13 protein-coding genes are annotated in these 16,093 nt (G+C 60.8%); 5 read left to right on the top strand and 8 right to left on the bottom strand.

Annotation, left to right across the window (positions count from 1 at the left end; translation table 11 throughout):
• Window positions 1-111 precede the first annotated feature (111 nt).
• From GWQ31_RS07210 to GWQ31_RS07200, 3 genes are all read right to left on the bottom strand, one after another.
• A complete protein-coding gene (locus GWQ31_RS07210; RefSeq protein WP_275909003.1) occupies window positions 112-936 on the bottom strand; it encodes a helix-turn-helix transcriptional regulator in 825 nt (274 codons plus the stop codon).
• A gap of 11 nt (window positions 937-947) precedes the next feature.
• Window positions 948-1,484 carry a YbhB/YbcL family Raf kinase inhibitor-like protein gene (locus GWQ31_RS07205; protein WP_265463350.1) on the bottom strand — a complete coding sequence of 179 codons (537 nt, stop codon included), beginning with the start codon at window positions 1,482-1,484 and terminating at the stop codon, window positions 948-950.
• Window positions 1,485-1,753: 269 nt separating this feature from the next.
• Window positions 1,754-3,010, bottom strand: coding sequence for an adenylosuccinate synthetase (locus GWQ31_RS07200; RefSeq protein WP_021139077.1), 1,257 nt, complete (start codon window positions 3,008-3,010; stop codon window positions 1,754-1,756).
• A 181-nt stretch (window positions 3,011-3,191) separates the two neighbouring features.
• On the opposite strand from GWQ31_RS07200, the gene GWQ31_RS07195 reads away from it, so the two are divergent.
• Window positions 3,192-4,112: a LysR family transcriptional regulator gene (locus tag GWQ31_RS07195; RefSeq protein WP_058393458.1), complete on the top strand. Its 921-nt coding sequence runs from the start codon at window positions 3,192-3,194 to the stop codon at window positions 4,110-4,112.
• A gap of 200 nt (window positions 4,113-4,312) precedes the next feature.
• Here the strand turns inward: GWQ31_RS07195 and GWQ31_RS07190 are convergent, their stop codons facing one another.
• Both GWQ31_RS07190 and GWQ31_RS07185 read right to left on the bottom strand, forming a co-directional pair.
• Entirely contained in the window at window positions 4,313-5,584 is a 1,272-nt protein-coding gene (locus GWQ31_RS07190) for a TAXI family TRAP transporter solute-binding subunit (protein ID WP_275909002.1), read from the bottom strand.
• Between the two features lie 177 nt (window positions 5,585-5,761).
• Window positions 5,762-6,901, bottom strand: a complete 1,140-nt coding sequence (locus GWQ31_RS07185; protein ID WP_265463352.1) for a PatB family C-S lyase — start codon at window positions 6,899-6,901, stop codon at window positions 5,762-5,764.
• Between the two features lie 161 nt (window positions 6,902-7,062).
• Here GWQ31_RS07185 and GWQ31_RS07180 point away from each other — a divergent pair, with 161 nt between their 5' ends.
• The gene (locus GWQ31_RS07180; protein WP_275909001.1) at window positions 7,063-8,235 is read left to right on the top strand and encodes an MFS transporter; all 1,173 of its coding nucleotides are present in this window, start codon (window positions 7,063-7,065) and stop codon (window positions 8,233-8,235) included.
• A gap of 55 nt (window positions 8,236-8,290) precedes the next feature.
• Here the strand turns inward: GWQ31_RS07180 and GWQ31_RS07175 are convergent, their stop codons facing one another.
• Both GWQ31_RS07175 and GWQ31_RS07170 read right to left on the bottom strand, forming a co-directional pair.
• Window positions 8,291-9,175 carry a LysR family transcriptional regulator gene (locus tag GWQ31_RS07175; protein WP_275909000.1) on the bottom strand — a complete coding sequence of 295 codons (885 nt, stop codon included), beginning with the start codon at window positions 9,173-9,175 and terminating at the stop codon, window positions 8,291-8,293.
• Between the two features lie 109 nt (window positions 9,176-9,284).
• Complete coding sequence (locus GWQ31_RS07170; RefSeq protein ID WP_275908999.1) at window positions 9,285-10,040, bottom strand: YciK family oxidoreductase; 756 nt, start codon at window positions 10,038-10,040, stop codon at window positions 9,285-9,287.
• Window positions 10,041-10,263: 223 nt separating this feature from the next.
• Here GWQ31_RS07170 and sohB point away from each other — a divergent pair, with 223 nt between their 5' ends.
• Window positions 10,264-11,271 carry a protease SohB gene (gene sohB / locus GWQ31_RS07165; RefSeq protein WP_275908998.1) on the top strand — a complete coding sequence of 336 codons (1,008 nt, stop codon included), beginning with the start codon at window positions 10,264-10,266 and terminating at the stop codon, window positions 11,269-11,271.
• Window positions 11,272-11,360: 89 nt separating this feature from the next.
• Here the strand turns inward: sohB and astB are convergent, their stop codons facing one another.
• Window positions 11,361-12,698: an N-succinylarginine dihydrolase gene (astB, locus tag GWQ31_RS07160; protein WP_275908997.1), complete on the bottom strand. Its 1,338-nt coding sequence runs from the start codon at window positions 12,696-12,698 to the stop codon at window positions 11,361-11,363.
• A gap of 361 nt (window positions 12,699-13,059) precedes the next feature.
• On the opposite strand from astB, the gene topA reads away from it, so the two are divergent.
• Window positions 13,060-15,681, top strand: coding sequence for a type I DNA topoisomerase (topA, locus tag GWQ31_RS07155; protein ID WP_111588236.1), 2,622 nt, complete (start codon window positions 13,060-13,062; stop codon window positions 15,679-15,681).
• Between the two features lie 114 nt (window positions 15,682-15,795).
• Complete coding sequence (locus tag GWQ31_RS07150; RefSeq protein WP_005312189.1) at window positions 15,796-15,963, top strand: hypothetical protein; 168 nt, start codon at window positions 15,796-15,798, stop codon at window positions 15,961-15,963.
• Window positions 15,964-16,093: the final 130 nt, after the last annotated feature.

Raw genomic sequence — 16,093 nt, 5'->3', positions numbered from 1 at the left:
TCTAACCCGACGCGGCGGACCCCGCTAACTGTATCGGTCAGCGGGTATTACAGTACGGGTCAGTCACAGTTGGCGGATGTGACCACTTTGCGCGATATGCCAGAGGCTGTCTTAGTCACTATTCACCATGCGCTGTGCGTTAACAGAGGGACAGGTGCGCAGATATTGATATGGGGTCAGGCCGAATTCTTGCTTGAAGCGGGCGGCGAAACGGCTGGGAGAGTCATAACCGCAGGCGAGGGCCACCTCCAGCGGAGTGAGGCCCTGTTGCAACAGGTTGAGAGCGTGGCTCATGCGCACCTGGGTCAGCAGCTGGCGAAAGCTGCGCCCCTCGGCGGCCAGCTTGCGCCCCTCGGCGGCCAGCTTGCGCACCAGGGAGGCGCGGCTCATGGCAAAGTGTGGGGCCAGGGTCTCGAGTGTATGGTCGGCGCCTGGCTCCACGCCGAGGTAGCGGGCCAGCCGCTCCCCGAGTGTCATTGTGCTGGCGGGAAACAGCAGGTCGAGTGCATGGGCGGCGTGCAGCTCGGCATAGAAGCCGTGCAGCAGCTGGATCTGGGTGGCCTGGCTCAGCGTGCGGCTGGCCATGGAGCAGACCAGCTCGAAGCAGAACGCCAGCGCCGGGTTCACCTCAAGGCGCGGCTCCCTCTGCGGGGTGGGCGGGGCGCTGCTCAGCCATTCGGCGGGGGGCGGGGCCAGCAGGGTCAGGGCATGGGAGCTGAACTTGCCCTGTTCGGGCTGATTGACGAAGGTGAGCTGGTGGCCTGCCGGGATCAGCAGCCAGCTCCCCTTGTCAAACGACAGGCGCCTGTCTTGCCACCACAGCAGCTTGTGGCCCTGCTGTACCCAGATGAGGGTCGGCGCATAGATGAGCACCCTGTGCAGGGGCTGCTCGCGGATCCCGAAATAGTGATGCAGTTGCAGCAAGGGGGGGCTCATCCGGCGGGCTCCTAGGGGGTGACGAAGGTGGCGGTCAGGGTGGCTTTGCCCAGCGCCATGGCATTGAGCATGTAGCCTACCATGGCAGGCGGAGTATCTGCCTTGACCTCGAGAGCCTGAGGCAAAGCCCAGGCGGTGAACTGGTAGCGGTGCATGCCATGCCCGGCGGGCGGGCAGGGGCCGCCGTAGCCCTGGCTGCCGAAGTCGGTTCCGAGCTCCAGCCCCTGCTTGAGCTTACCGGAGGCGTTGCTGGCCAGTTCGCTCTGATTGGCGGGCAGGTTCACCACCAGCCAGTGCCACCAGCCGCTGCCGGTGGGGGCGTCGGGATCATAGGCCGTGATGGCGACGCTCCTGGTGCCGGCCGGCAGGTCCTGCCAGCTCAGCTGGGGCGAGCGGTTTTCCCCCTTGCAGCCGAAGCCGTTGAAGCTGAACGCCTTGTCCATCAGCTGGCCTTCCTGAATGTCCGTGCTCTTCAAGGTCATGGCAGAGGCGGGCAGGGCCGCCATGCACAGCAGGGAGAGCAGGGTGAAACGCAGGGGTAATTTCATTGTGGTGCTCCTTTATGGATGAGGGGATCTCCATGGGGGGATCCTGATGAGGGGATCAGTCTAGCGAAGGAGGGGCAGCCTGGTGCAACATCAAGGCTCAATATCAGGTTTCAGGTGGCTGATTGTGAGCAGGTCTGCATCTGGAAGGTAAAAGATTGGTAAGGTGGGGTGAGACGGCAAGGGAGAAGACGGCTGGTGGTGTGGCGGCCATAAAAAACCGGCCTCATGGAGGCCGGTTTTGACATTGTGCTGACAGCAGAGCAGGCGGCTTAGCGCAGTATCATCTGCTCGCGGCCCGGGCCGACGGAGACCATGGGAACCGGCACACCCAGCAGGGCTTCGATACGCAGCACATAGTGCTGGGCAGCCTTGGGCAAGTCTTCAAACTTGCGGATGTGGGAGATGTCTTCGCTCCAGGCTTCCATGGACTCGTACACCGGCTTCAGACCGGCGGTCTGTGGCCAGATCGGGTTCTCGGTGTTGGCACCTTCGTAGGCCACGCAGATCTTCAGATCCGGCATGCCGGAGAGGCAGTCCAGCTTGGTCAGGGCGATCTCGTTGGCGGCCTGGATCTCCAGACCCTGCTTGGTAGCAACGGCGTCGAAGTAGCCGATGTCACGGGGACGGCCAGTGGTGGCACCGAACTCGTTGGCGAACTTGCGGAACTCTTCCTGGTTCTCCATGGCGGTGATCAGGGTGCCGGTACCGACAGAGGTACTGAACGCCTTGGCCACGGCAATCACGCGCTCGGGGCGCAGGGCTGGCAGGCCGCCACCGATGCCGGCGTAAGCGCCGGAAACGTGGGAAGAGGTCACCCAGGGGTATTCGCCGTAGATGAGGTCACGGCCGGCGCCAAGCTGGGCTTCGAACAGCAGGGTGCCATTCTGGGCCTGGATGGCCTTGAGCGGCTCGCTGACGTTGCAGACGGCGTCGATCCAGGGTGCGGACACTTCCAGCAGCCAGTCGGCCATTTCCTGGGCGGTCTGGCTGAACTCGAAGCTCGGGTAGAGGGCTTTGAGCTGCGGCAGTTTCCAGTCGAGGAAGAACTGGATGCGCTCGACCAGTACTTCAGGCTGTTTCAGCCAGCCGACCAGGATCGCTTTTTTCATGACCCGATCACCGTAAGCCGGTGCAATGCCCTGACGGGTGGAGCCATAGGCGCCATCACCCAGACGGACTTCTTCCAGGGTATCTTCCAGCGCATGGATCGGCAGGCAGAAGGTAGCGCGATCAGAGATGGCCAGTTTAGGGGTCACGCCGGCGGCTTTCACTTCAGCCAGCTCGCGGGTCAATGGCTCCGGGCTGATGACCATGCCAGGGCCGAGGACAACCAGGCACTCCGGGTTGAATACGCCGCTCGGCAACTGGTGCAGCTTGAAGGTGCCCAGGTCGTTGACGACGGTGTGGCCGGCGTTGTTGCCGCCCTGAAAACGGATGCTGGCGGCGGATTGACCTGCCAGATAATCGACGATGCGGCCTTTGCCTTCATCACCCCAGTTAGCACCTACGACTACGATAGACGACATGACTCTTTCTCCTAAGACGTTAGGCGTTCATCCTAGGAGGCTAAGGCGGATTAGAAAAATTAATTATCTTTATAATTCCGATAAGAGAACCATATAATTACAACAGCGTTATCGGCAAGACACCTGTGCTGCTGCACTGGCCGGCATAAGGTGCGCATAGGTGGAAAACAAAAGGATCCCCATGCTGGATATTCACTGGCTGCAAACCTTCGTCACCCTGGCACGGTTGCAGCACTTCGGCCACACCGCCACCGAACTGCACATGACCCAGCCCAATGTCAGCCTGCACCTCAAAAATCTGGAGCAGGCTACCCGGGTCAAGCTGATTGAACGCAGCCCGTTCCGGCTGACCCAGGCGGGGGAGCGCCTGTTGCAAAGTGCCGAGCGCGCCATCAATGAGTTGCTGCTGTGCCAATCCGACCTCAATGCCCTCAATCAGCTGAGTCAGGGCACGCTTGCCATCGCCGCCAGCGACATCATCTCCCGCTTGCTGCTGATCCAGCCGTTCCAGCGTTTCAAGCAGGAGTTTCCCGGCATCGACCTCACCTTGTTCAATACCACGTCGGATCAGGCGGCCGAGCTGGTCAAGGCTGGCAAGGCGGACCTTGGCTTCGTGATGGCGCAAAAGCGCAGCGAACCTCTGTTCTACACAGAGTTGCAGCAAGTGACCTGGTGCGCGCTGGGACACGGCTTGGCCCGCTGGCAAGCGCGGGCGAAGGCAGGAGAGAGCGATCCCCTCGATGAGCCGACCCTGATCCTGCTCGGTCACGATACCCGCACCCGGGCGCTGATAGACCCTTCCTTGCCTCTGCTCGGTTTGCCTACTTGTCGCATCATGGAAGTGGGCAGCGTGGATGCCCAGCTCGACTGGGCCGAGGCGGGATTCGGGGTGGCCATAGTGCCGGACTTCTCGCTCCATCCGCGCCTCAAGCTCACCGCTCCCGTGACCAGATTGACCGACTTTCCCGGCACCAGCTTAGGGTACGTGGTGCGTCAGAACCAGGTGTTGTCACGGGCCATCAAGCAGCTGCTGCACTGGGTGGAGGAGGAGATACAGAGGCCGGATGCCTACCATCCACCGCAGCCCACGGCTGAGCGCTGAACCGGTTTCGGATAAGCCGGGGGCGTTGTCGCTTGTCCGGCCGCGATCACAACCGATAACAGGCAAGGTTTAACGGCTGAAATAAACGGTATATCTATCGCCTTCATTCCCGCTGTGTGTGCCGGGCCAAGGGATATAAAACGATACAAAAAAAGAGGCCACCCGAATGGGTGGCCTCTTTGCCTTGGGTATCCCCGGGATCACTGGGTGGGGATGCTCGCCGAGGGCGCGGCGGGCAAGGGCTGACTCGCGTCGTTCGTTGCACCGGTAACGCTTGGCGAGCCCTCTTTTGTGTCGCTTGTCGCTCCAGTGGCAACCGCTGCAGGAGAGACTACCGCCGAGGTGGACATAGTCACGGTTGCTTTCGTTGTCGTTGCCGCCGACGGGGGAGCTGTCACCTCGCTGCTGGCGTGCGCAGCCGAGGCCGCTTCCATTGCGGGGGTTGCCGCCGACGCTTCTGTCGCAGAGGCCGTGAGGGATTCAGGTGTCAGTGACGGCAGTGGCAGAGCGGCGCCTTCCATGCCCGGATGGCGCGGTACGTCTGCCGCGGCCAGCATGGAGTCCTGGGTGAGGGGCGTCAGTGCCGGGTGCAATCGGGTAAATTGCTTGAGCCGCGCGGTCAGCACGTCCCGCACTGTGCGCACCTCGGCTTCGGGCAGGCTGTCCAGTGCGATCAACTCGGCGGTAACGGCGAAGGTACTGACGCTGGTGGGCTGTCCGGGATAGAGGTTGGCGCCGATCCGGCTGTGCTGATAGTAAGGGTGGTGCTTGAGCAGGCGGTCGATCTGCTCCCCTTCGATAGGAATGATACGCGCCTTGCAGCGACCGGTCAGGTCCCCTATGCCCTGATTGGGGTGGCCCGCCACCACGAAAGCGGCGTCCAGAGTGCCATCGCAGAGCCCTTCCAGCCGGCTGTTGACTGCGGCCGGGATGACGGGGGCAAAGCTGCTTGCCTGCCAACCCATGGCATCGAGCAGAGCCTGGCTGGTGACGCGCTCCCCCGAGCCCGGGGTGCCCAGATCGACCCGCTTGCCTTCGATGTCAGCCAGGGTAGTGATGCTGCTGGTGGCGCTGGCAAGCAGGGTCAGCGACTCCTGATGGAGCCTGAACAGGCTGCGAAGCCGGTCGTTGGGCGGCTGGCCCACGAAGGGGCCCGTGCCCTTGGCGGCATGATGAACCACATCCGACTGCACCAGTGCCAGCTGGATTTTGCCCTGGCCCAGCTCCTTCAAGTTGGCCAGCGAACCTGAGGTGCTCTGCACCGAACAGTGCAGCCCCTTGCTGGCACTCTCTTCGTTCAGCAAGCGGCAGATGGCGCCTCCGGTCGGATAGTAGACGCCGTTGAGTGCCCCTGTGCCAATGGTGAGATGGGTGGGCGTGGTGGCGTGCAGGGGCAGTGCCAGTGCCGCAGCCAGCCAGGGCAGGGTGATTCGTAGCAGGGCAGGCAGGTGGTGCAAGGGGCTTGGGTACATAGTGAACCGGATAAATGGCTGATAAAAGGGATGGGCCTGGCCCATCCCGTATGACGTCTCATGTTGTCTATTCAGCGGCGGGCCACAATGGAGTCAACCATTGTGGCCCGCAACGACTGCGCTCAAGCGTAGTTGCTTGCCGCCGACATGCAGCTGCAAAAATATACGCTATTGCCGTCAGATGCGAGTCTGGATCGCTTTCTCCATCCGAGCCAGTGCCTCGGTCAGCCGTGCCCTGGTGCAACCGAAGTTGAGCCGCACAAACTGGCCATTGCCGAACTGGGCGCCGGGGGAGAGTCCCACACCCGCCTGTTCGAAGAAGGCGATGGGGTCGTCGAGCCCGAGCGCACTGACATCGATCCAGGCGAGGTAGGTCGCCTGATTGAGAGCCAGCGTGACGCCAGGCCAGCGGGCGACCGCCTGCTCGATCAGCGCCAGATTGGCGACCAGATAGTCGAGCTGTTCGGCAAGCCAGGGGTCGCCCCCTTCATAGGCTGCTTCGGCTGCCACAAAGCCCAGCAGGTTGACGTCGGCGCTGATGCCGCGCATGGCCTGTTGCAGCTTGAGGCGCAGGCGGGGGTTGGGCACCACGGCGAAGGCGCAGCACAGGCCCGCAATATTGAAGGTTTTGCTCGGTGCCATCATGACGGCGCAGCGATTGGCCGCCTGTGGGCTGATGGCGCCATAGGGGATGTGGCGGGCATTTTTGTCCAGCAGCAGGTCGCAATGGATCTCGTCCGAGCAGACCACCAGATTGTGGCGCTCGGCGATGGCATCGATGGCTTCGAGCTCCTCGCGGGTAAACACTGTCCCACCCGGGTTGTGGGGGTTGCACAGCAGCAGCAGATCGCCAAACGGGGCCTGACGCTCCAGCGCTTCCAGATCCAGCACCCAGCGACCCGCCTCTTCCACCATGGGGACTGTGAGCAGGGGACGGTCGTTGAAACCGGGGGCTTGCAGGAAAGGGTAGTAGACCGGCTTGGGGGTGATGATGCCGCGGCCTTGCTGGCTCCAGGCCTTGCACGCCAGGTTCAGACCCGGTACCACGCCGGGCAGGAAGATGAGCCACTCTGGCTGTATGGTCCAGCCGTAGCGGCTTGCCAGACGCGCCATGATGAGTTCGATCAGCCGGGCAGAGGGGCGCGAGTAACCGAAGATACCGTGGGCGACCCGTTTGGTGAGGGCCTCGACGACGGCGGGCGGCGAGACAAAGTCGGTGTCGGCAACCCACATGGGCAGCACGTCCTCGCCTTTGTACTTGTCCCATTTCAGGCTCATGGTGTCGCGACGATCTATTTCCCGGTCAAAATCAAACATGTGAAATCCTTATACTGGCCAGTGGGCTTTCAATGTACGGGGTCGGGCGCGGGGTCGCAAGCCTTGAGGTGACTCTTGATAATGACATAAAATAAGCGACGCTATTTCATGCACTTGCCGAATTTTGGCCAGTTTTTATCCCCCAATCCAGTGGTAATCCTATGAGCTTGCTGACCACAGCCCTGCAGAGGCGTGATCCCGTCTCCCTCTCTTTTCTGGCCGTGACCTTTATGACCGGGGTTGCAGTAGCGCTCCAGGTACCGACCTTGAGCCTGTTTCTGGCCGAAGAGGTGCAGGTGCGCCCCTTGCTGGTTGGGCTCTTTTACACCGTCAACGCTGTGGTCGGCATTCTCATCAGCCAGTGGCTCGGCCACCGCTCCGACAGCAAGGGGGATCGCAAGCAGCTGATCCTGCGCTGCTGCTTAGCGGGTGTAGTGCTCTCCCTCCTGTTCGCCTGGAATCGCAACTACTGGCTGCTGGTGAGCCTGGGGGTCGTGCTGGCCAGTCTGGCAGCTACTGCCAGCCCCCAGCTGTTTGCCCTGGCCCGTGAATATGCCGACAGCCGCAACAAGCGGGCGGACATGTTCAGCTCAGTGCTGCGGGCCCAGTTTTCCCTGGCCTGGGTGATTGGTCCCCCCGTTGCCTTCGCGCTGGCCATCGGCTATGGCTTCGAGGTGATGTATCTCGCCTCCGCCTTTGCCTACCTTGTCTGCGCGCTGGTGGTGTGGCGCTGGCTGCCCTCCCTGCCGTTGCCCACGCCAAATACCGAGGTGGAACGTGTCAGCAGCTGGCGGGACCCGTCGGTGCGGGCACTGTTTATCGCCTCCACCCTGATGTGGACCTGCAACAGCATGTATCTCATCAACATGCCGCTCTACATTACCCGCGAGCTGGGGCTGGAGGAGAAACTGGCGGGTGTATTGATGGGTACGGCTGCGGCCCTGGAAATCCCCTTCATGTTGCTGGCAGGCTACTACACCCAGCGCTTTGGCAAGCGCCCCATGATGCTGGTGGCCGTGCTGGCCGGGGTGTTTTTCTACGTGGGGCTGGTCACCCTGTCGAGCCAGCCTGCCCTCATAGCGCTGCAAATGCTCAACGCCATCTTCATCGGCATAGTCGCGGGGATCGGCATGTCCTACTTCCAGGATCTGATGCCGGGGCGCGCTGGTGTGGCGACTACCCTGTTTGCCAACAGCATACGCACCGGTTCCATCATGGCGGGGGCCATAGCGGGAACCGTGGCCGAGATCTGGAGCTTTCACGGTGTCTTCATGGTGGCGACCGCACTGGCGATGGCTGCACTGGCCGCCTGCTGGCGGGTACCCAATGTGTAAGGCGGGTCTGTGACCGGTTGGCTATGGGTGACGCAGGCAGCCTGATGGCCTGTGCTTATTTGTCGTTATCGGTCTGATATTCGTTGCGAAGACAGCGCAGCAGCAGTTCGGTGGCAGGGCCCAGGGTATCGGCTGACGGGGTGAGCAGATAGGTATAGAGGTGGCGCTCGTTGCCGCTCTCCAGATCCAGTGGTACCAGGGCGCCGCTGCCCAGCTCCTCCTGCACCAGATGGCGGGGCAACCAGGCATAGCCAAGGCCGAGTTTGAGCATGGCGATGGCTTCGTGATAGTGGGTCGCCTTCCAGCCGGTGTCGTCCGCATCGTTCCAGTCCACTGAGCGGTGGATGGGGGGATGCAAGCTTATCTGGTTGTGGCTGGCGAGCTCGTCGGTGGAGACGGCCCCCGTCAGGGTGGCGAGGGGATGTTCGGCCGAGCAGAGCGGCAGCAGGCATACTTCGTCCAGCGGCAGGCCGGTGCGATCCTGGGGCAGGTGTTCGGACAGCATGAGATCCCCTACCTGCAATGCATTGAAGTGACAGTGAATGCGTTCGTGCAGATTGACGCGGCAGCCCCGGCTGCGGGGATAGAAGGTGGCCAGTGCCCGATAGAGACGCTCCCGTGGTTGCAGCACGGAAACATAGAGATTGATCTGCGGCTCCCACTGCCGCTCCAGGTTGTTGGCCAGGTTTTCCAGCTCTTCCACCTGCTGGCTGAGCTGACGGGCCCGCTTGAGGAAGATCTCCCCTGCCGGCGTCAATACCGCCTTGCGCCCCCTCACTTCCAGCAGGGGGACTCCCAGACTCTGCTGCAGCTTGGCCACCGCATGATTGAGAGAGGATTGGCTCTTGTTCAGCGCCTCGGCGGCCTGGGCATAACCGCCGCAGTCCACCACGGCCTGAAAGATCCGCCATTGCTCAAACGTGCTCTTGGGACGAAACATATCTCAACCTGATAAGGGATCGGATCTGATAAAGGCCTTCGACAGGGTGCCGACGACACCCTATTGAATTTAACCCCATGCGGTGCAGGGTTCCGGTTATTTTGTTGATTTATTTGGGCTGGGCCACAAAGGTCTGACCGGTTTTGCCACGGCTGTCCTGTCCCATCAGGTAGAGATAGAGCGGCATCAGGTCGGCTGGCGTCTTGAGCTGCTGGGGATCTTCCGCCGGGAAGGCGCTGGCGCGCATCTTGGTGCGGGTACCGCCCGGGTTGAGGGTGTTGACTCGCACAGCCGTGTTTTCCAGTTCGTCGGCCAGCACTTCCATCATGCCTTCGATGGCGAACTTGGAGATGGCGTAGGTGCCCCAGTAGGCGCGGCCTTTGCGCCCCACGCTGGAGGAGGTGTAGACAATGGAGGCATCACCATGCTCCCTGGCGGTCTGGCGGATCAGCGGCAGCAGCGCCTGGGTCAGCAGGAATTCAGATTTCACGTTGACCTGCATCACCTCGTCCCACTCTTTCTCCTGAATATGTTCGAAGGGAGAAAGGGTGCCGAGCAGGCCCGCGTTGAACAGCACGCCGTCGAGGCGACCAAACTGCTGGGCGAAGGTCTCGGCCATGCCGCGGTAGTGGGCGGCGGTTGCTCCTTTCAGGTCCACTGGCACTATGGCGGGAAGGGGATAACCGGCGGCCTCAATCTGGTCATAAACAGCCTCGAGTTTGGCACTGGTGCGGCCGAGCAGGATCACGGTCGCGCCGTGGGCTGCATAGGTGATCGCCGCTTCGCGGCCTATGCCGTCACCGGCACCTGTGACCAGAATGACCTTGTCCTTGAGCAGATCCCGGGGTGCCTGATAATCGAGCATGACAACTCCTGTTAACAAATTCGTGGCAGATGCGCGCGGCAATAGAGGGGCAAGTGTACTGATCCCGCACGGCATTTGACCAGTATGAGACGGCAAAAATGTGAAGAAAATAGAGGGGTTGTGATTGTCGAGTCTGTTTTTTGAGCTGCTGTCGCAGAGTTTTTGCGCGAGCCCTGCAAACTCCCTAGAATGTGAAAAACTCGAACACTGAGCGGAGCATCAAGTGGCATTTTTGACCGAATATGGCCTGTTCCTGGCCAAGACCCTCACCTTACTGCTGGCCATAGCTGCCGTCATCCTGATGGTGATCAGCAGCCGTCAGCCGAAATCCCGCAAGGGTGAGCTGGTGGTGACCGATCTCTCCAGCGAGCTGGAGCAGGGGCGTTATCAATTGCAGGCGGCGCTGGCCGGCAAGACCGAGCGCAAGCTGCTGGAGAAGGCGCGCAAGGCCGAACACAAGGCCCGTGCCAAGACGGAAGACGAACGCAGTCGCCTGTTTGTGCTCGATTTCAACGGCAGCATGGATGCCAAAGAGGTGGCGTCCTTGCGAGAAGAGGTGAGCGCCGTGATAGGGGTCGCCCAGTCCGGTGACGAGGTGTTGCTGCGTCTTGAGTCCGGCGGCGGTGTGGTTCATGGCTATGGCCTGGCAGCTTCCCAGCTGCAGCGACTACGTGACAAGGGTATCAAACTCACCGTGGCCATCGACAAGGTGGCGGCGAGCGGCGGTTACATGATGGCCTGCGTGGCGGATCAGATCCTGGCTGCGCCCTTTGCCATCGTCGGCTCCATCGGTGTGATTGCCCAGTTGCCGAACTTCAACAAGCTCTTGAAAAAGCACGACATCGAATTCGAGATGCACACCGCTGGCCAGTACAAGCGCACCATCACCATGTTCGGTGAGAACGACGATCTGGGGCGGGAAAAGTTTCGTGAGGAGCTGGGCGCCATCCACGAGCGGTTCAAGGCGTTCGTGGCCGAGCACAGACCCCACCTCGACATAGACAGTGTCACCACGGGGGAACACTGGCTGGCGAGCCAGGCCAAGGGGCTGGGGCTGGTGGATACCCTCTGCACCAGCGACGACTACCTGCTGGCCCAGGCCAGCCACCACAAGGTGGTCGGCATCAGCTATCGCAAGCCAAAGAGCCTGACCCAGAAGCTGGGCCAGCAGGCGGCCATGGCGCTGGAGTCGAGTCTCGGCCGGTTGTGGCAGCAGAGTCCCTGGCGCTGAGGCACAGTTCAATGGGTTGAAACAAGAGAGCCGGGCATTGCCCGGCTCTCTGTTTATTATTCTGTCGCAGCAAGATCGTGAACAGGTTCTCAGCGCTGGAAGGGGTAGACGGAGCCGAGTTTGAGGATCTGGGTCAGCTCGTCCAGTGCGGTACGGGACTCCTGTACCAGTGCCGGGTCGCGCAGATCATCCAGCGCCAGACTGTCGCGGTAGTGGCGATCCACCCACTGATCCAGCCGGGCGAACTGGCTGTCGTTGATGAGGCAGGCCGGATTGACCGCCGCCAGCTCCTGATCGTTCATGGCGACCCGCAGCCGCAGACAGGCGGGGCCACCGCCGTTGCGCATGCTCTGCTTCACGTCCATATAGTGTATCTGCTTGATGGGGGTGCCCTGGGCGATGAGCTTGCCGAGGTAGGCCGATACCGCCGGATTGTCACGACACTCTGTGGGGGCGATGATCGCCATCTCGCCGGACGGCAGGGTCAGGATCTGGGTATTGAACAGATAGGATTTCACCGCATCTTGTACCGACACCTCGGCAGTCGGTACCTCGATGAAGTGCAGCTCGCCTTCGCCGAACTTGTTGCGCACCTCGACCAGCGCCGACTCGGTATTGAGAAACGCCTGCTGGTGGAAGAAGAGCAGGTTCTGGTTGCCTACCGCTATCACGTCGTTGTGAAACACCCCCTGATCGATCACGTCCGGATTCTGCTGGATGAAGACGGCACTCTCTTCACTCAAACCGTGCAGGCGGGCGATGGCCTGGCTGGCTTCCAGGGTCTGGCGGGCTGGATAGCGCTTGGGGGCGGGCTGGGAGACATCAAACGCGCTGCGGCCATAGACGAACAACTCGACCCCGGATTCGCCGTAGGCACGACACAGTCGGGTGTGGTTGGCGGCGCCCTCGTCACCAAAGTGATCGTTTTCCGGCAGGTGCTGGTGGTGATAGAAGTGACGGTCGTTGTTGAACACGGCGCGTAGTATGCGGCCCGTCACCTCGGGTTCGAGGGAGCGGTGGAACTTGTTGGTCAGGTTGGCGGGGGTGAAGTGAATGCGGCCATCCTGGGTATCGGCACTCGGGGAGACGGTGGCGGCGTTGGCAGTCCACATGCTGGAAGCTGAATAACAGGCGGCCAGCACGGCAGGTGCCTGTCTGGCGGCCTGGGCCAGCACGCTTGCATCATTGCCGGTGAAGCCTAGACGGCGCAGGGTAGCCAGATCCGGCCGCTCCTGCGGTGCCAGCACCCCCTGGGTCATGCCAAGCTCGGTCAGCGCCTTCATCTTGCGCAGCCCCTGCTTGGCCGCCTCCTTGGGATTGGACGCTTCCTTGGCATTGCTCTGGGAGGCAACGTTGCCGTAGGACAAGCCCGCATAGTTGTGGGTCGGGCCGACCAGGCCGTCGAAATTGACCTCGAAGTGCTTCATTGAGTACATCCTTTCGATTTTTATATGGGTAGCGGTTCCTTCCGCGCACAAAGCTGCGGGATGCAGCCATTATAAGGAGATTTTGTCTTTTGTAACAAGCTGATAACCAAAGTGGTTTGTTATGTTGCAAGAGCGGTTTGTTATGTCGTTTCAAATATAAAAAAGGGGTTGATATGGCATAAAAATAAAAAAGCGGTTGCTTCCCAAGGCTCGGCTTCGCATTAATAAATAAAGAGGTCAGGTGGTTCGGGCTGGTGAGCTAATTTGCTCACAAGATTGCTTTTTCGCGTCAAATCTCTTATACAGCCCCACAAAACCGCACACCAACCCCGTCGGGTGCAATGAGGATAATAGTTACAGCATGGGCAAATCACTGGTCATAGTGGAGTCTCCGGCCAAGGCCAAGACCATCAATAAATATTTGGGCAAGGACTACGTGGTGAAATCCAGCGTCGGTCATGTTCGCGATCTGCCCACCAGTGGCAGCGCCAGCAACGAGCCCAAAAAACCTGTCATTCGCGGTATCAAGCTGAGCGAATCAGAGAAGGCTGCCAAGGATCGCAATGCCCTGTTCTCACGGATGGGGATCAATCCGACCGCAGGCTGGCAGGCCAACTACCAGATTTTGCCCGGCAAAGAGAAAGTGGTCAGTGAGTTGCAAAGTCTGGCCGCCAAGGCCGACACCATCTATCTCGCAACCGACTTGGATAGAGAGGGAGAAGCCATCGCCTGGCACTTGCGCGAGATCATCGGTGGTGACGACAGCCGCTACAAGCGGGTGGTGTTCAACGAGATCACCAAGACTGCGATTCAGGAGGCGTTTGCCCAGCCATCCGAGCTGAACATCCACCGCGTCAATGCCCAGCAGGCCCGTCGTTTCCTCGACCGCGTGGTGGGCTACATGGTTTCCCCCCTGCTCTGGAAGAAACTGGCCCGTGGCCTCTCTGCCGGCCGGGTGCAGTCCGTTGCCGTGCGTCTCATCGTCGATAAAGAGCGCGAGATCAAGGCGTTCGTACCGGTCGAGTTCTGGGATCTCAACGCCGATCTGCTGACCGGTGACAAGGCCGACTTGCGCATGGAAGTGGTCAGCCGCAACGGCGCCGACTTCAAGCCAGTCACCCAGGCCGAGACCTTTGCCGCCGTGGCCGCCTTGGAAGGGGTCGACTACAAGGTGGTGAACCGGGAAGACAAGCCGACCGGCTCCAAGCCGTCCGCTCCCTTCATTACTTCCACCCTGCAACAGGCGGCATCGACCCGTCTGAGCTTCGGGGTGAAGAAGACCATGATGATGGCCCAGCGTCTCTATGAAGCGGGTTACATCACCTATATGCGTACCGACTCCACCAACCTCAGCAAAGAGGCGGTCGAGGCGCTGCGTGAATATATCGGTGAGCAGTATGGCGCAGCCTATCTGCCGGCCGAGCCGAACCTTTATGGTTCCAAGGCCGGTGCCCAGGAGGCTCACGAGGCGATCCGTCCATCCAGCGTGCTGGTCACGGCCGAAATGCTGGAAGGCATGGAGCCGGATGCGATGCGTCTGTACGATCTTATCTGGCGCCAGTTCGTGGCCTGCCAGATGACGCCAGCCCAGTACGACTCCTCCACCTTGACCGTCAAGGCCGGTGAGTTCGAGCTCAAGGCCCGTGGTCGTACCCTGCGTTTCGCCGGTTGGACCAAAGCATTGCCGCCCATGGGGCGTAAGGGCGAAGACAGCCAGCTGCCTGCGGTGACAGTGGGCGAGGTACTCAAACTGATTAAGCTGGATCCGCGCCAGCACTTCACCAAGCCGCCCGCGCGCTTCACCGAAGCGGCCCTGGTGCGCGAGCTGGAAAAGCGCGGCATTGGCCGTCCGTCTACCTACGCCTCCATCATCTCCACTATCGTGGATCGCGGTTATGTGCGGGTCGAGAGCCGCCGTTTCTTCGCCGAGAAGATGGGTGAAATCGTCACCGACCGCTTGGTGGAAAACTTCGTCGAGCTGATGAACTACGAGTTCACCGCCAAGATGGAAGACAAGCTCGATGGCATCGCCGAAGGCAGCCTGGAGTGGAAGAAGGTGCTGGACGCCTTCTACGAAGAATTTACCCAGGAGCTGGCAAAAGCGGATCGGGATGCGGAAGAGGGTGGCATGCGTGCCAACCAGATGGTGCTGACCGACATCGACTGCCCGGATTGCGGCCGCAAGATGGGCATTCGTACCGCCACCACCGGCGTCTTCCTCGGTTGCTCCGGTTATGCCCTGCCGCCGAAAGAGCGCTGCAAGAAGACCATCAACCTGGTCTCCGCCGACGAATTTGTCTCCGCCACCGACGGTGACGAGGCCGAAACCGAGGCGCTGCGTGCCAAGCACCGCTGCGGTGTCTGTGGCACCGCCATGGACGCCTACATCATAGACGACAGCCGCAAGCTGCACGTCTGTGGTCGCAACCCGGATTGTGACGGTTACGAAATCGAGAAGGGCCAGTTCAAGCTCAAGGGTTATGAAGGCCCCAGCATAGAGTGCGATCGCTGCGGTAGCGAGATGCAGCTCAAGAACGGCCGTTTCGGCAAGTACATGGGCTGTACCAATGAGACTTGCAAGAACACCCGCAAGATCCTGAAAAACGGCGACATAGCGCCGCCGAAGGAAGATCCTGTACCACTGCCCGAGCTCAAGTGCACCCAGTCCGATGCATACTTCGTACTGCGTGACGGGGCGGCGGGCCTGTTCCTGGCCGCCAGCAACTTCCCGAAATCCCGCGAGACTCGTGCACCCCTAGTGGAAGAGCTCAAGCGCTTCAAGGATCGCCTGTCGCCCAAGCATCAGTACCTGGCTGACGCCCCGGCGTCAGATCCTGACGGTAATGCCTCCATCGTTCGCTTCAGTCGCAAGACCAAGGAGCAGTACGTGATGACGGAGGTCAACGGCAAGGCGACGGGCTGGACGGCGCACTACGACAACGGCAAGTGGCAGGAGAGCCTGGCCAAGTCGAAGAAGGCGTGATGGCGCGCAGTTCACACTATGATGAAAGAGGCCCCTTGCTGGGGCCTTTTTGTTGGGAGATGACGGTATACTGAAACGGCTGCAAGGATGGCAGCGCTGTACACGGAGGTTGTGATGGAGATTAACGAGATCCGGCCGGGAATGACCTGCTTGACCCGGGAAGGGACTGCCTATGTGCTGGAAGTGGACAGGCAGAGTCTGCTGGTGTTGCTGCAACGGGAGTATGAAACCATACCCGTGCAGGTGCGCAGCGACGAGATCCTGGCTCCCCTCACACTGTGACTTGAAAGGGAACAAGGAGGCATGACAGCTCTTTGATTCGAAAGGAAACCAAGACAGATAGCCGCGCTGTGACTCAACAGAACATCATGAGAAACCGCAGCGCTCTGGTTTAACAAAAAATAGCAGCGCT

It is taken from the genome of Aeromonas sp. 2MA4 (assembly GCF_029237305.1).
Classification (GTDB): Bacteria; Pseudomonadota; Gammaproteobacteria; order Enterobacterales; family Aeromonadaceae; genus Aeromonas; species Aeromonas salmonicida.
This window is presented reverse-complemented; position numbering and strand designations above follow the sequence as displayed.

Excerpts from the sequence above, each read along its gene's own strand:
- GWQ31_RS07185 (WP_265463352.1), bottom strand. The coding sequence starts at position 6,901 with ATGTTTGATTTTGACCGGGAAATAGATCGTCGCGACACCATGAGCCTG.
- GWQ31_RS07200 (WP_021139077.1), bottom strand. The coding sequence starts at position 3,010 with ATGTCGTCTATCGTAGTCGTAGGTGCTAACTGGGGTGATGAAGGCAAA.
- GWQ31_RS07150 (WP_005312189.1), top strand. The coding sequence starts at position 15,796 with ATGGAGATTAACGAGATCCGGCCGGGAATGACCTGCTTGACCCGGGAA.
- astB (WP_275908997.1), bottom strand. The coding sequence starts at position 12,698 with ATGAAGCACTTCGAGGTCAATTTCGACGGCCTGGTCGGCCCGACCCAC.
- GWQ31_RS07175 (WP_275909000.1), bottom strand. The coding sequence starts at position 9,175 with ATGTTTCGTCCCAAGAGCACGTTTGAGCAATGGCGGATCTTTCAGGCC.
- GWQ31_RS07190 (WP_275909002.1), bottom strand. The coding sequence starts at position 5,584 with ATGTACCCAAGCCCCTTGCACCACCTGCCTGCCCTGCTACGAATCACC.
- GWQ31_RS07180 (WP_275909001.1), top strand. The coding sequence starts at position 7,063 with ATGAGCTTGCTGACCACAGCCCTGCAGAGGCGTGATCCCGTCTCCCTC.
- GWQ31_RS07195 (WP_058393458.1), top strand. The coding sequence starts at position 3,192 with ATGCTGGATATTCACTGGCTGCAAACCTTCGTCACCCTGGCACGGTTG.
- GWQ31_RS07205 (WP_265463350.1), bottom strand. The coding sequence starts at position 1,484 with ATGAAATTACCCCTGCGTTTCACCCTGCTCTCCCTGCTGTGCATGGCG.
- topA (WP_111588236.1), top strand. The coding sequence starts at position 13,060 with ATGGGCAAATCACTGGTCATAGTGGAGTCTCCGGCCAAGGCCAAGACC.
- GWQ31_RS07170 (WP_275908999.1), bottom strand. The coding sequence starts at position 10,040 with ATGCTCGATTATCAGGCACCCCGGGATCTGCTCAAGGACAAGGTCATT.
- GWQ31_RS07210 (WP_275909003.1), bottom strand. The coding sequence starts at position 936 with ATGAGCCCCCCCTTGCTGCAACTGCATCACTATTTCGGGATCCGCGAG.